Below are 13,789 nucleotides of genomic sequence, written 5' to 3' on the forward strand. Positions count from 1 at the left end.
CCTGTGAGCGGCTTGTTTATTACCCTGGAAGGTCCCGAAGGCGCTGGCAAGAGCACCAATCGCGAGTACCTTGCCGAGCACCTGCGGGCCGAGGGCGTGGATGTGGTCCTGACCCGTGAGCCAGGCGGTACGCCGCTGGCCGAGCGGATCCGCGAACTGCTGTTGGCGCCCAGCGAAGAGATCATGGATGCCGACACCGAGCTGTTGCTGGTGTTTGCCGCCCGTGCCCAGCACCTGGCGCAAGTGATTCGCCCGGCCCTGGCCCGAGGGGCGGTGGTGTTGTGCGATCGTTTCACTGATGCCACCTATGCCTATCAGGGCGGCGGTCGCGGCCTGTCGGTGTCGCGCATCGCCACATTGGAACAGTTCGTCCAGGGCGAGCTACGCCCGGACCTGACCCTGGTCTTCGACCTGCCTGTGGACATCGGATTGTCGCGGGCGGCGGCGCGTGGTCGCCTGGATCGCTTCGAGCAGGAGGGGCAGGTCTTTTTCGAGGCTGTACGCCAAGCCTACCTGGAGCGTGCCAAGGCTGCTCCCGAGCAATACACGCTGATTGACGCCTCTCAGACCCTGGCACAGGTACAACAGTCTCTGGATGCCTTGCTGCCGCAGATCCTGGAGCGTTGCCGTGGCTGAGGCCTACCCTTGGCAGCAGACCTTGTGGCAGCAACTGGCCGGGCGTACACAGCATGCCCATGCCTACCTGCTGCATGGTCCTCTGGGCATCGGCAAGCGCGCGCTGGCCGAGCGCCTGATGGCGTTGCTGTTATGCCAGCGCCCGGCCAATCTCCAGGCCTGTGGCCAGTGCAAGTCGTGCCTGTTGCTGGCTGCCGGCAGTCACCCGGACAACTACGTACTGGAACCGGAGGAGGCCGACAAGCCCATCAAGGTCGACCAGGTGCGTGACCTGGTGTCGTTCGTGGTTCAGACCGCACAACTGGGCGGGCGCAAGGTGGTGCTGATCGAGCCGGTCGAGGCGATGAACATCAACGCTGCCAATGCCTTGCTCAAGAGTCTTGAGGAGCCGTCGGGCAACACCGTGTTGTTGCTGGTCAGCCATCAGCCCAGCCGCTTGCTGCCGACCATCAAAAGTCGCTGTGTCCAGCAGGCCTGTCCGCTGCCGGATACCGCCCAAAGCGTGGCCTGGCTAAGCAAGGCGCTGCCTGATTGTGACGAACAGGAGCGCCTTGAGTTGCTCACCCTGGCAGCGGGTTCGCCGCTGGCGGCGGTCAGCCTTCAGGCCCAGGGTGTGCGCGAGCAGCGTGCGTTGGTGGTCGAGGGGGTCAAGAAGCTGCTCAAGCAGCAGCTGTCCCCCAGCCAGCTCGCTGAAGCCTGGAATGCTATCCCCTTGCTGCAGTTGTTCGACTGGTTCTGTGATTGGTCCAATCTGGTCCTGCGCTACCAGTTGACCGAAGACGAGGAAGGGTTAGGCTTGAGCGACATGCGCAAAGTCGTGCAGTACCTGGCGCAGAAAAGCAGCAAGGGCAAGGTGCTGGAGATTCAGGACTGGATCCTCGCCCAGCGCCAGAAGGTGCTGTCGAAGGCCAATCTCAATCGTGTGCTGCTGCTCGAGGCGCTGCTGGCGTCCTGGGCGATGTTGCCTGGCCAACGTTGAGCCCGGCGTTCGAATTCATTCATTTTTCAGTGTTGTCGTGAAGCCATGCTTGTAGATTCCCATTGTCACCTCGATCGTCTCGACCTTTCCGCGCACCAGGACTCCCTGGATGCCGCCCTCGAGGCGGCCCGGGCGCGAGGTGTCGGTCACTTTCTGTGTATCGGCGTCAGTGCCGACAACGCCAAGGCGGTCAAGGACCTCAGCGAGCGCTACAGCGATGTCGACTGTTCGGTGGGGATTCATCCGCTGGACTTGACCCCTGACGGCGCTCCGCCGCTGGAATGGCTGCTCAAGGAGCTTGAACACCCGCACGTGGTAGCCATCGGTGAAACCGGGCTGGACTACCACTACGAGCCCGAGGCGGCCGAGGTCCAGCAGGACTCCTTCCGTCTTCACTTGCAGGCGGCGAAAGTCACCGGCAAGCCGGTCATCATCCATACGCGGGCGGCCCGGGCCGATACCCTGGCGTTGCTGCGCGAGGCCGACTTGAGTCAGACGGGGGTGCTTCACTGCTTCACCGAGGACTGGGACATGGCCAGGGCGGCGCTGGACCTGGGCTACTACATCTCGCTGTCTGGTATCGTCACTTTCCGCAATGCCGATGCCCTGCGGGATGTGGCTCGACAAGTCCCGGCCGATCGCCTGCTGGTAGAAACCGACTCTCCATACCTGGCGCCTGTCCCTCATCGTGGCAAAGCGAACTTGCCGCAGTACGTGCGTGAAGTGGCGGAGTTTGTCGCGATGCTGCGGGGAGAAAGCTATGAGCAACTGGCTGAGCAGACCACGGCCAACTTCAAGCGTCTGTTTCCGCTGGCACGGGTCCGCTAGGGGCAAGCTCGCAGGCACAAAATGCAGGCAAAAAAAACCCGGGTTCTGGGGGGTGAATCCGGGTTAAGACCATTAGGAGTAAAACAAAGGTACGCGGTCCCTGAGCACCTTTATCGGCGCGCCACTTGGGGGGATGCGCCGCGCCAACACCTGAAGTATTGGTCAGGATTGGCGGGCTGCCAGCGCCGGCTGGTCGTTTTTTAAACAGATTTGGAATACGGCTGCCGCTGCTGAGCACTCAACGCTCTGCTATTTGTCTCACTATTGCGAGAGTTTCGTCGATTATCGCCTCGGGCGTGTAGAAGTGCGGTGAAAATCGTATACCTTGGCCTCGAGTGATGCAGACCACCTGCTCCTGCTTCAAGTGTTGATAGACCTGAAGGTTATCAATCCCGTCGATGCTGAATGAAACGATGCCGCCACGTCGTGTCGGGTCCTGTGGGCTGTGCAGGCGTACGTCGGGAATCGCCGCGAGACCATCGTGCAACCAGGCCACTCGCTCGGCCAGCAAGGCAGCCACCTGGTCCATGCCCACAGCTTCAAGCAGCGACAAGCTGGCCTCCAGGGCTGCTGCGCCGAGCATGTTCGGGCTGCCGCATTCAAAGCGCCGGGCGCTGTGTGCTGGTTCCCAGGTGGTGCGGGTGTAGTCGCCCATGTGCTCGAGCATATGCCAGCCGTATTCGCTGAGTTTGAGCCTAGGGCGAATTTCGCGCCGGCAATAGAACACTCCAAGGCCCTCCGGGCCGAGCATCCATTTGTGTCCGTCGGCCATGGCGAAATCGCACTGGTAGGCCTGGACATCAAAGGGCAGGGCGCCCAATTGTTGGATGGCATCGATACAGAACAGTACCTGGCGTTCGCGGCAGCCCTGGCCGAGCTGTGCCAGGTCCAGGCGCAGCCCGCTGGCGAATTGTACTGCGCTGATGGCCAGCAATCGAACCCGAGGCCCGCAGGCCGCCAGCAGATCGGCTTCCGGGTCCGGCCCCTTGAGGCTGACCTGGACCACTTCGACGCCCTGGTTGGCCAGAGCCTCCCAGACAATGCGGTTGGAGGGGAACTCCTCGTCACTGATTACTATCTGGTCACCGGCCTGCCAGGCGAGTCCGAAGGCGACGAATGAAAGCGCTTCGGAGGTGTTCTTGACCAGGGCGATGTCATCGGTCGACGGCGCGTTCGTCAGGCGCATAAGGCGTTCACGCAGGCGCTGCTCCATGAGCATCCAGTCCGGATAGTCCCTTGCGCCCAGTAAAACGTTCTCCTGGGCGAAGCGCGCAACCGCCTGGCTGGCGCGTTTCGGCCAGGGTGCCACGGCTGCATGGTTCAGATAGCGAAGGCCCGGGGCCTGTTCGAACTCTTCAAGAAACATAGACATGGTTGGATGATCCGTGCATTTTGGCGCAAGTTAGGCATAATAACCGGCTTCGATTTTGATCCAGTCCTTCTTATGCAGAAAGAACCTCGTAAGGTCCGTGAGTTTCGTCGCCGTGAGCAAGAAATTCTCGATACCGCGCTCAAGCTGTTTCTCGAACAGGGTGAAGACAGTGTCACCGTCGAGATGATCGCTGATGCTGTCGGTATCGGCAAAGGCACGATCTACAAGCACTTCAAGTCAAAGGCGGAGATCTATCTGCGCCTGATGCTCGACTACGAGCGCGATTTGAACGAACTGTTGCACTCTGCCGACGTTGACCGCGACAAGGAAGCCCTGTCGCGCGCCTACTTCGAATTTCGCATGCGTGATCCGCAGCGCTACCGGTTGTTCGATCGCCTCGAAGAGAAGGTGGTCAAGGGTAACCAGGTTCCCGAGATGGTCGAGGAGCTGCACAAGATCCGTGCGTCCAACTTCGAGCGCCTGACCCTGCTGATCAAGGGTCGCATCAGCGAAGGCAAGCTTGAAGACGTACCGCCGTACTTCCATTATTGCGCTGCCTGGGCCTTGGTGCATGGGGCCGTAGCGCTCTATCACTCGCCGTTCTGGAGCAATGTGCTGGAGGATCAGGAAGGTTTCTTCCAGTTCCTGATGGACATCGGCGTGCGCATGGGCAACAAGCGCAAGCGTGACCCGGACGGCGCCGGCAGCTGAGGCATTCAGGGCGCCGATGGCGCTACAGGGATGACCCTGGCGGGAATATACTCAGGTATGAGGCTTGCAAAAACTTGATTTTTGAGTCAGGTTTTGCAGGCCCGATTCATCCATGCCGGAGTCACCCATGATCGTCGACCGCCAAGGCAGGCGTTTTCGCAACTTGCGCGTCAGTCTTACCGCTGCCTGCAACTATGCCTGTACGTATTGTGTGCCGGACGGCAAGCGTCTGGTGGCGGCCCAGGATGAGTTGTCTGCCGAAGCCATGGCCCGTGGCGTGGCCTATCTGATCGAAGCGGCCGGCATCGAGCGCCTGCGGGTGACCGGGGGCGAGCCGCTGGTCAGCCCCAAGCTTGAAACCTTCCTCGCCTCCGTCGCCACCCTTGGCCTGGATGAAATCAGCCTGACCACCAACGGTCAACTGCTCGCTCGCAAGCTGCCCTTGCTGCGCGCCGCTGGCATTCGCCGGCTCAACGTCTCCCTCGATACCCTTGATCCCGATGCATTCCGGCGTATCGCCCGTGGTGGCGATCTGGCCACGGTGCTCGATGGCATGGAGCAGGCCAGTGCGGCCGGGATCAAGATCAAGGTCAATATGGTGCCCTTGCGCGGGCAGAACTTCGATCAGGTAGTGCCGTTGCTTGAATACTGCATGGCGCGGGGGTTCGAGCTGCGATTCATCGAGCTGATGCGCATGGGGCATCTGGCGCGTGACGGCAACGCGTTCCTGCAACAGTTCGTCAGTCTCGAGCATCTGTTGCAATTGATCGGCGAGCGTTACGAATACCTGCAGGCCAATGCGCCTGTGGATGCCACGGCCCTGCGCTATCAGATTCCCGGTCATGGCTTCTTTGGTGTGATTGCCAACGAAAGCGTGCCGTTCTGCCGTACCTGCTCGCGTCTGCGCCTGTCGTCGACCGGTTGGCTGCACGGTTGCCTGTCATCGAGCAACCGTCACTATGTCGGCGATCTGCTTGATAAGCCCCGCCACGAGGCCTTGCCTGCCTTGCAGGGTTTGCTGCTCAAGGCGCTGGGCGACAAGCAGCCCGTGGCATTTTCCGGCGGTGCAACGGTGATGAAGATCATTGGTGGCTAAGACTGGCGCAAAAGCTGCATCTGTCAGCCGTTCGCCGGTTTTCCGTCACCGGCCACTGGAGGATAGATGCGTAGCCTGGTTCTGCTGCTGGCGCTGATGGCGCTGGGCGGCTGCATGAATGTCAGCGACATGGGCGAGGGCGCCCGTTATCACATGAGCGACGCCGGCTTGCTCGACCATAGCGACACGCGTCGTTCGCTGTCGGTCCGTCTGCAGCCTGACTCATTCATCTACATTGGCCAGGGCGCTTTCGTGCCGCCGGGCAAAGGCCCTTATCCACGACCCAATGTGGTCGCCGAGGAAGCGTTCAAGGGCTTTGTCGAGTACTTCCCCATGGTGCGACGTGCCCAAGGCCCCCTGGGCCTGGAAGAAGCGCTGGTGGAGGCTCGTTCGGTGGGTGCCCACTACCTGCTGTACACCCGCTTTGCGCGTACCGATGATCGCATCGGCAACGGTGACGAATGGTATGACGAGCAAGCAGTGGATCGTCTGGGCATCGACACCGGCGTGGTCCAGTTGATGTTGATCGAGACCAATACCCGCTACCTGATCGACACCGCGCGGATCAAAAGCCGTGGCGGTTTGCTGACGTTCCACGATAACAAGCCGGAAGATTTGCTCGGCCCACCCCTTGAGGATTACGCTCGTAGCCTTCTGGGCATGAGTCGATAGGAGAATGTAATGACGGATTCCGGCAAGGCAAACGATCTGCTGTCGCAGATTCCCAAGGCGGAGAAAGGTTTGCCACCTGTGCATCTGTGGAATCCGGATTTCTGCGGCGACATCGACATGCGCATTGCTCGCGACGGTACCTGGTACTACCTGGGGACGCCGATTGGGCGCAAGCCGATGGTGCGGTTATTCTCCACCATCATTCGGCGCGACGGTGACGACTACTTCCTGGTGACGCCGGTGGAGAAGGTCGGCATCAAGGTCGACGACGCACCCTTTGTGGCGGTAGCCCTTGAGGTGCAAGGCAGTGGTAAGCAGCAGGTACTGCGCTTCACCAGCAATGTCGAGGACCAGGTCGAGGCCGGTCCCGAGCATCCATTGCGTTTCGAGATCGACGCGCAAACTCAAGAACCCTCGCCCTACGTTCATATGCGCAGCAACCTCGAGGCGCTGATCCATCGTAATGTGTTCTATCAACTGGTCGAGTTGGCTGTGCCGCGACAGATCGATGGCCAGCAGTGGCTGGGAGTCTGGAGTGGCGGCACGTTCTACCCCATTGGTCGTAGTTGATTAGCCTCCGCGTTTTTCCCCGAATTGGTGCTTTTTACCTCGTGAGTGCCGGCATAGCCTGCCGGTACTCATACATCAGAGGTCATGCCAATGAAGCCCCGCCTGTTACCCCTCAGTAGTCTGATCGTTGCCAGCCTGTTTGTTCTGCCGGGTGCCTGGGCTCATGGCCCGGAGCAGGGCTGGGAAGCGGTCAAGGTTTTGCAACAGCAGTTGCCAAGCAATGCGCCAGGCAAGAAAGCCATCATGCTGACGGTCAGTTATGCGCCGGGCCAGCAGTCCGTGGCGCATCGGCATCCGGGTGCGGTCATGGCGTATGTGCTGGAAGGGACTGTGGTGTCCCAGCTCAAGAGTGAGCAGCAGCCAACGGCCTACAAGGCGGGCGAATTCTGGTACGAACCGCCGGGGGCGGTACACCTGGTGTCGCGCAATGGCAGTGAGACGGCGCCGGCAAAGTTGCTGGTGTGGACACTGGTGGATGAGCAGCGACCCGTGACCGAGCCTTACAAGCCCTAGGAAAAAATGCGGAGGGCAGAAACGAAAAAACCTCCAGTGCTTAACGCAACTGGAGGTTTTTCAGGTATTTGGCTCCGCGACCAGGACTCGAACCTGGGACCCAATGATTAACAGTCATTTGCTCTACCGACTGAGCTATCGCGGAATCTGTGGCGTATCTTACTGATTGCTAAGGGGAAGTCAAGCTTCCCCTTGGCAAAAGGTCAGTTACAGGACCTCGACGATGGCCTTGGTCACCCCATGAATGTTGCTCTGGTTCAGGGTGGCGACACAAATACGACCCGTATCCAGAGCGTAGATGCCGAATTCGTTCTTCAGGCGTGCGACTTGCTCAACGGTCAGGCCCGAGTAAGAGAACATGCCGCGCTGACGACCGACGAAACTGAAATCGCGCTGAGCGCCATATTCGGCCAGCAGCTCGACCATCTGCTTGCGCATGCCGTGGATGCGCTGGCGCATCTCACCCAGCTCGGCTTCCCACATCGCACGCAGTTCCGGGCTGTTGAGCACGGTGGCGACGATAGTGGCGCCGTGAGTCGGCGGGTTGGAGTAGTTGGTACGGATCACGCGCTTGACCTGGGACAGCACGCGAGCGCTTTCTTCCTTGGACTCGGTGATGATCGACAGGGCGCCAACGCGCTCGCCATACAGCGAGAAGGATTTGGAGAACGAGCTGGAGACGAAGAAATCCAGACCCGATTCGGCGAACAGGCGGACTGCAAATGCATCTTCGTGGATGCCATCGCCAAAGCCCTGGTAGGCCATGTCGAGGAACGGCACGTGGCCCTTGGCCTTGACGACTTCCAGAACGTTTTTCCAGTCGTCCAGGCTCAGGTCGACGCCGGTCGGGTTGTGACAACAGGCGTGCAGGACGATGATCGAGCCGGAGGGCAGGGCGTTGAGGTCTTCCAGCATGCCGCTGCGATTGACGTCGTTGGTGGCAGCATCGTAGTAGCGGTAGTTCTGGACCGGGAAACCGGCGGCTTCGAACAGCGCGCGGTGGTTTTCCCAGCTAGGGTCGCTGATGGCAACCACGGCATTTGGCGAAATCTGCTTGAGGAAGTCTGCACCGATTTTCAGGGCGCCAGTACCACCCACGGCCTGGGTGGTGATGACACGGCCTGCGGCCAGCAGGGGTGACTCGGCACCGAACAGCAGCTTCTGCACGGCCTGGTCGTAGGCGGCGATGCCATCGATCGGCAGGTAACCGCGGGAAGCGTGCTGGGCAGCGCGCTGGGTTTCGGCTTCGATCACTGCGCGCAGCAGTGGGATACGCCCTTCTTCGTTGCAGTACACACCTACACCCAAGTTGACCTTGTTGCTACGGGTATCGGCGTTGAAAGCTTCGTTGAGGCCCAGAATGGGATCGCGTGGTGCCAGCTCGACAGCGGAAAACAGGCTCATTATTACCTTGGCTCTGAATGGAGAGTGAAAGAGGTCGCACGCTCCAGTCGAATGCACTAGAGCGGTGCACAAACGGGGAGTCAGTATAGTGATACCGGTCGGTCACGGCGACAGTCCAGCGCAGCTTTTCCTGCTGTTTCGCCGAATATTTTTCGACCGTTAGTCGAATTGACCCGTCCAATACAGCAATTGCCCTCGACACTGAGTTGAAACTGGCGCTTTGCGCCACTAATTCGGTATAACTACTGTCTATAGATACAGTTGCCTGCAGCCGTGAAAAATCAGAGGTCCGTCATGTCCGAGTTTCAGCTCGTCACCCGTTTCCAGCCAGCCGGCGATCAGCCGGAGGCCATTCGCCAGATGGTCGAAGGCATCGAGGCGGGCCTGGCGCACCAGACCCTGCTCGGGGTCACCGGCTCGGGCAAGACCTTCAGTATCGCCAACGTGATTGCCCAGGTGCAGCGCCCGACCCTGGTGCTGGCGCCCAACAAGACCCTGGCGGCGCAGCTCTACGGCGAGTTCAAGGCGTTTTTCCCCAACAACGCCGTGGAGTATTTCGTTTCCTACTACGACTACTACCAACCCGAAGCCTACGTGCCGTCCTCCGACACCTTCATCGAGAAGGATGCCTCGATCAACGACCACATCGAGCAGATGCGCTTGTCGGCGACCAAGGCACTGCTTGAGCGGCGCGATGCGATCATTGTCACCACGGTGTCCTGCATCTATGGCCTGGGCAGCCCGGAAACCTACCTGAAGATGGTCCTGCACGTGGATCGCGGTGACAAGCTCGACCAGCGTGCCTTGCTGCGGCGCCTGGCCGACCTGCAGTACACCCGCAACGAAATGGATTTTGCCCGGGCTACCTTCCGTGTACGCGGGGATGTGATCGACATCTTCCCGGCCGAATCGGACCTCGAGGCCATCCGCATCGAGCTGTTCGACGACGAGGTGGAGAACATCGCGGCCTTCGACCCGCTGACCGGCGAGGTGATCCGCAAGTTGCCGCGCTTCACGTTCTATCCCAAGAGCCACTATGTGACCCCGCGCGAAACCTTGCTGGAGGCGATGGAAGGTATCAAGGAAGAGCTGCAGCAGCGCCTGGAATACCTGCACAAGGCCAATAAGCTGGTCGAAGCCCAGCGCCTGGAGCAGCGCACCCGTTTTGACCTGGAGATGATTCTCGAACTCGGCTACTGCAATGGCATCGAGAACTACTCGCGCTACCTCTCCGGTCGCCCGGCAGGGGCACCGCCGCCGACCCTCTACGACTATCTGCCGCCCGACGCCTTGCTGGTGATCGACGAATCCCACGTCAGCGTTCCGCAGGTCGGGGCGATGTACAAAGGCGACCGCTCACGCAAGGAAACCCTTGTCGAGTACGGTTTTCGCCTGCCCTCGGCGCTGGACAACCGGCCCATGCGCTTTGACGAATGGGAGGCGGTCAGCCCGCAGACTATCTTCGTCTCCGCGACCCCTGGGCCGTACGAGGCTGAGCACGCTGGCAGGGTAGTGGAGCAGGTGGTGCGCCCGACCGGCCTGGTCGACCCGCAGGTGGAGGTGCGCCCGGCCATCACCCAGGTCGATGATCTGCTCTCCGAGATCCGCAAGCGGGTCGCCGTTGAAGAGCGGGTGCTGGTCACCACCTTGACCAAGCGCATGGCCGAAGACCTCACCGACTATCTTGCCGACCATGATGTGCGGGTGCGCTACCTGCACTCGGACATCGACACGGTGGAGCGGGTCGAAATCATCCGCGACCTGCGCCTGGGTACCTTCGATGTGTTGGTGGGGATCAACCTGTTGCGTGAGGGCCTGGACATGCCCGAGGTATCACTGGTGGCCATCCTCGATGCCGACAAGGAAGGCTTCCTGCGTTCCGAGCGATCGCTGATCCAGACCATCGGTCGTGCCGCCCGCAACCTCAACGGTCGCGCTATTCTCTATGCCGACAGAATTACCGGCTCGATGGAGCGAGCCATGGGTGAGACCGAGCGCCGTCGTGACAAGCAGATTGCATTCAATGAAGCCAATGGCATCGTGCCCAAGGGTGTGGTCAAGGACGTCACCGACATCATGGAAGGTGCCAACGTGCCCGGCTCGCGCAGTAAGAAGCGCAAGGGCATGGCCAAGGCTGCCGAAGAAAGCGCGCGCTACGAGGCCGAGCTGCGCTCACCGGGCGAGATTGCCAAGCGCATCAAGCTGCTGGAAGAGAAGATGTACCAACTGGCACGCGACCTGGAATTCGAGGCCGCAGCACAGCTGCGCGACGAGATCACCGCATTGCGCGAGCGCCTGCTTACCGCCTGACTGTAGGAGCGGGCTTGTCCCGCGATAGCGATCCATCAAGGACACCGCTATCGCGGGGCAAGCCCGCTTCTGCAGGTCAGTGTGCTTCTCCGGCCTTGAGCCCTTGCGGCAATCTGCGTGTCATCAACACCGCCACCATGCTGATCGCCAAGCCGATGCCCACAAAGTGGAAGGCATCGTTATAGGCCATGATCATCGCTTGCTGGTGGGTGATCTCACTCAACTTGCCCAGTGCCGCAGCATCACTCCCCAGTCGCTCGGCTAACTGTGCCAGGCGCTCGGCTACCTGCGGGTTACTCGGCACCAGCGCTTCACGCAGGTAATCGAAATACACCTTGGTGCGCGCATCCAGCAAGGTCGCCAGCAGTGCAATGCCGATGGCGCCCCCCAGATTGCGCAGGATGTTGAACAGGCTCGACGCCGAACCCGCGTCCTGCGGCAGGATGTACGCCGTCGCAATCAGCGAGATGGTCACCATGATCATTGGTTGGCCCAGTGCGCGGATGATCTGGATCTGGTTGAATTGTTCGCCGGCGAAGTCCGGGTTGAGCACGCCGGAACTGAAGCTGGCCAGGCCAAACAGGCCAAAGCCCAGGGTGCAGAGGATTTTCGGCGAGATGACCTTCATCAACTGCGGCACCAGCGGAATCAGGAACAGTTGGGGAATGCCCATCCACATGATGACTTCGCCGATCTGCAAGGCGTTGTAGTTCTGGATCTGCGCCAGGTACAGCGGCAGCAGGTAGATCGAACCATATAGCCCGACCCCCATACCAAGGCTGGCGATGCTCGACAAACCGAAGTTGCGATTGCCGAGAATGCGCAGGTTGATCAGCGGGTTGGGCTTGGAAAATTGCAGGATCACGAAGGTGATCAGGCTCATCAGGGCGATGCTGCCAAGCCCGACAATCAGGCTCGACTCCAGCCAGTCCTTGCGGTGGCCTTCCTCCAGAAACACCTGCAGGCAGCCCAGGCCCACACCCAGGGTGACGATGCCGGCATAGTCGGTACTCTTGAGCAGCTCCCAGTGAGCTTCTTTCTTTTCCAGGCCATACATCAGGCCGGCGATCATCAATAGCCCCGGTGGGATGTTGATGTAGAAGATGTATTCCCAGCCCCAGTTCTCGGTGAGCCAGCCGCCCAGGGTCGGGCCGATGGAGGGGGCGAAGGTGGCCGTCATGGCGAACATGGCCATACCTTTGGCGCGATGGTGCTCAGGCAGCTTGATCAAGGTCAGGGTGAAGGCCAGCGGAATCAAGGCGCCGCCGGTAAACCCCTGCATGGCGCGGAAAATGATCATGCTCTCCAGGTTCCAGGACATCGAGCACAGCAGCGAAGACACCAGGAACCCCAGTGAAACCCAGACGGCCAGGCGCCTGGCAGACAGCAGCTGCACCAGCCAGGCGGTCAGCGGGATCATGATGATCTCGGCTACCAGATAAGAGGTGGAGATCCAGGAGCCTTCCTCCAGGGTCGCCGACAGGGCGCCCTGGATATCCTTGAGCGAGGAGTTGGTGATCTGGATGTCCAATACCGCCATGAAGGCGCCGAGCATGACGCTCATGACCGCGATCCAGTCGCGTCGGCTGGGTTCGCCGACGGGACGGATCAGTTGATCACCGGCCATGGTCGGCGTTGTCTCGGATATCCACAGTCGCGGTAACCGACATGCCAGGGCGAATCCTGCCGTGCAGCGGGCTGTCGGCGTCGAAGGTGAGTTTCACTGGAATGCGCTGGACCACCTTGGTGAAGTTGCCGGTGGCGTTGTCCGGCGGCAACAGGCTGAATTGGGCACCGGAGGCGGCGAACAGGCTGTTGACCCGGGCCTGAATCGGGGTGTCGGGATAGCTGTCGAACACCAGTTCGGCTTTTTGCCCCGGTTGCATATGGCCGATCTGGGTTTCCTTGAAGTTGGCCTGAATCCAGATGTCCTCGTCCGGAACGATAGACAGCAAGTAAGCGCCGGCCTGAACCACCTGGCCGTTGCGGGCGGCGCGCTGGCCGATCATGCCGCTGATCGGCGCATGGATTTCGCTGCGGGTCAGGTTCAGTTCGGCTTGGGCCAGTTCGGCGCGGGCATTGACGATCTGGGCGTCCAGGCGCTTGATCTCGGCGGTCAGGGCGTTGACCTGCTGGCGCTGGCCCTGCAGGTCTGCCTGCGCCTTGCTCACCTGGGAGCGGGCGACGTGGTTTTCCGCCGACAGGGTGGTTACGCGCTCCTCGGAGACGTAGCCCGGCTTGCGCAGCGCCTGGGCACGGTTGAGATCCAGTTCGGCGCGCCCCAGAGTGGCCTGGTTGGCGGCGACTTGGGCCTGGCCAGCGGCAATCAGGCTGGCCTGTTGGGTCAGGCGGCTTTCGGCCTGCAGGCGTTCGGCTTCGCGGGTGTCGAGGGCTGCGCGGGCGCGCTCCACGGCCAGGCGAAAGTCGTCCGGCTCCAGGCGCACCAGCAGGTCGCCCTTGGCAACATGCTGGTTGTCCTGCACCAGTACTTCATCGATGCGCGCACCCAGTTGACTGGAGACCCGGGTGATTTCGCCCTGTACATAGGCGTTGTCGGTACTTTCGTAGAAGCGTCCCTTGAGGTACCAGTGGGCGAGAAAGGCGAGGGCAATCAGCAGGACAAGGGTGAGAAAAACCAGCAGGCGACGCTTGAGTTGAGCAGGCATGAGACGATCGTTCCAATAATGTAAGCAAATTT

At 60.8% G+C, this 13,789-nt stretch carries 13 protein-coding genes and 1 tRNA gene; 9 read left to right on the forward strand and 5 right to left on the reverse strand.

Annotated features, from left to right (window positions below; genetic code table 11):
* Positions 1 to 3 precede the first annotated feature (3 nt).
* From tmk to ABVN19_RS03825, 3 genes are read left to right on the forward strand one after another with little or no spacing between them, the layout of a single operon-like run.
* Positions 4 to 636 carry a dTMP kinase gene (gene tmk / locus ABVN19_RS03815; RefSeq protein ID WP_105642803.1) on the forward strand — a complete coding sequence of 211 codons (633 nt, stop codon included), beginning with the start codon at positions 4 to 6 and terminating at the stop codon, positions 634 to 636.
* The gene (locus ABVN19_RS03820; protein ID WP_028943785.1) at positions 629 to 1,615 is read left to right on the forward strand and encodes a DNA polymerase III subunit delta'; all 987 of its coding nucleotides are present in this window, start codon (positions 629 to 631) and stop codon (positions 1,613 to 1,615) included. The genes tmk and ABVN19_RS03820 overlap by 8 nt, the downstream gene beginning before the upstream one ends.
* A 45-nt stretch (positions 1,616 to 1,660) precedes the next feature.
* Positions 1,661 to 2,443: a TatD family hydrolase gene (locus ABVN19_RS03825; protein ID WP_028943786.1), complete on the forward strand. Its 783-nt coding sequence runs from the start codon at positions 1,661 to 1,663 to the stop codon at positions 2,441 to 2,443.
* 238 nt (positions 2,444 to 2,681) lie between these two features.
* Here ABVN19_RS03825 and ABVN19_RS03830 read toward each other — a convergent pair whose 3' ends face one another.
* The gene (locus ABVN19_RS03830) at positions 2,682 to 3,815 is read right to left on the reverse strand and encodes an aminotransferase class V-fold PLP-dependent enzyme (RefSeq protein ID WP_028943787.1); all 1,134 of its coding nucleotides are present in this window, start codon (positions 3,813 to 3,815) and stop codon (positions 2,682 to 2,684) included.
* Between the two features lie 72 nt (positions 3,816 to 3,887).
* Between ABVN19_RS03830 and ABVN19_RS03835 the strand changes: the two genes are divergently transcribed.
* The 5 genes from ABVN19_RS03835 (at position 3,888) to ABVN19_RS03855 (ending at position 7,377) form a co-directional block, all read left to right on the forward strand.
* Entirely contained in the window at positions 3,888 to 4,526 is a 639-nt protein-coding gene (locus ABVN19_RS03835) for a TetR/AcrR family transcriptional regulator (protein WP_028943788.1), read from the forward strand.
* A 127-nt stretch (positions 4,527 to 4,653) separates the two neighbouring features.
* The gene (locus ABVN19_RS03840) at positions 4,654 to 5,622 is read left to right on the forward strand and encodes a radical SAM protein (RefSeq protein ID WP_028943789.1); all 969 of its coding nucleotides are present in this window, start codon (positions 4,654 to 4,656) and stop codon (positions 5,620 to 5,622) included.
* A 66-nt stretch (positions 5,623 to 5,688) separates the two neighbouring features.
* The gene (locus ABVN19_RS03845) at positions 5,689 to 6,294 is read left to right on the forward strand and encodes a DUF4823 domain-containing protein (RefSeq protein ID WP_105642804.1); all 606 of its coding nucleotides are present in this window, start codon (positions 5,689 to 5,691) and stop codon (positions 6,292 to 6,294) included.
* 9 nt (positions 6,295 to 6,303) lie between these two features.
* The gene (locus ABVN19_RS03850) at positions 6,304 to 6,864 is read left to right on the forward strand and encodes a DUF1285 domain-containing protein (protein ID WP_028943791.1); all 561 of its coding nucleotides are present in this window, start codon (positions 6,304 to 6,306) and stop codon (positions 6,862 to 6,864) included.
* Between the two features lie 90 nt (positions 6,865 to 6,954).
* Positions 6,955 to 7,377 carry a cupin domain-containing protein gene (locus ABVN19_RS03855; protein ID WP_105642805.1) on the forward strand — a complete coding sequence of 141 codons (423 nt, stop codon included), beginning with the start codon at positions 6,955 to 6,957 and terminating at the stop codon, positions 7,375 to 7,377.
* Between the two features lie 69 nt (positions 7,378 to 7,446).
* On the opposite strand, the gene ABVN19_RS03860 is transcribed toward ABVN19_RS03855, so the two are convergent.
* A tRNA-Asn gene (locus ABVN19_RS03860) sits at positions 7,447 to 7,522 on the reverse strand.
* 62 nt (positions 7,523 to 7,584) lie between these two features.
* A complete protein-coding gene (locus tag ABVN19_RS03865; protein ID WP_105642806.1) occupies positions 7,585 to 8,781 on the reverse strand; it encodes an amino acid aminotransferase in 1,197 nt (398 codons plus the stop codon).
* Positions 8,782 to 9,075: 294 nt separating this feature from the next.
* Here ABVN19_RS03865 and uvrB point away from each other — a divergent pair, with 294 nt between their 5' ends.
* Positions 9,076 to 11,091: an excinuclease ABC subunit UvrB gene (gene uvrB, locus ABVN19_RS03870; RefSeq protein WP_028943794.1), complete on the forward strand. Its 2,016-nt coding sequence runs from the start codon at positions 9,076 to 9,078 to the stop codon at positions 11,089 to 11,091.
* A 76-nt stretch (positions 11,092 to 11,167) separates the two neighbouring features.
* On the opposite strand, the gene ABVN19_RS03875 is transcribed toward uvrB, so the two are convergent.
* Positions 11,168 to 12,718: an MDR family MFS transporter gene (locus ABVN19_RS03875; RefSeq protein WP_036989776.1), complete on the reverse strand. Its 1,551-nt coding sequence runs from the start codon at positions 12,716 to 12,718 to the stop codon at positions 11,168 to 11,170.
* Positions 12,708 to 13,757: an HlyD family secretion protein gene (locus ABVN19_RS03880; protein ID WP_028943795.1), complete on the reverse strand. Its 1,050-nt coding sequence runs from the start codon at positions 13,755 to 13,757 to the stop codon at positions 12,708 to 12,710. Before ABVN19_RS03880 ends, ABVN19_RS03875 begins: the two co-directional genes overlap by 11 nt.
* Positions 13,758 to 13,789: the final 32 nt, after the last annotated feature.

Origin of the sequence: Pseudomonas vranovensis (assembly GCF_040438935.1) — a bacterium.
GTDB classification, from domain to species: domain Bacteria; phylum Pseudomonadota; class Gammaproteobacteria; order Pseudomonadales; family Pseudomonadaceae; genus Aquipseudomonas; species Aquipseudomonas vranovensis.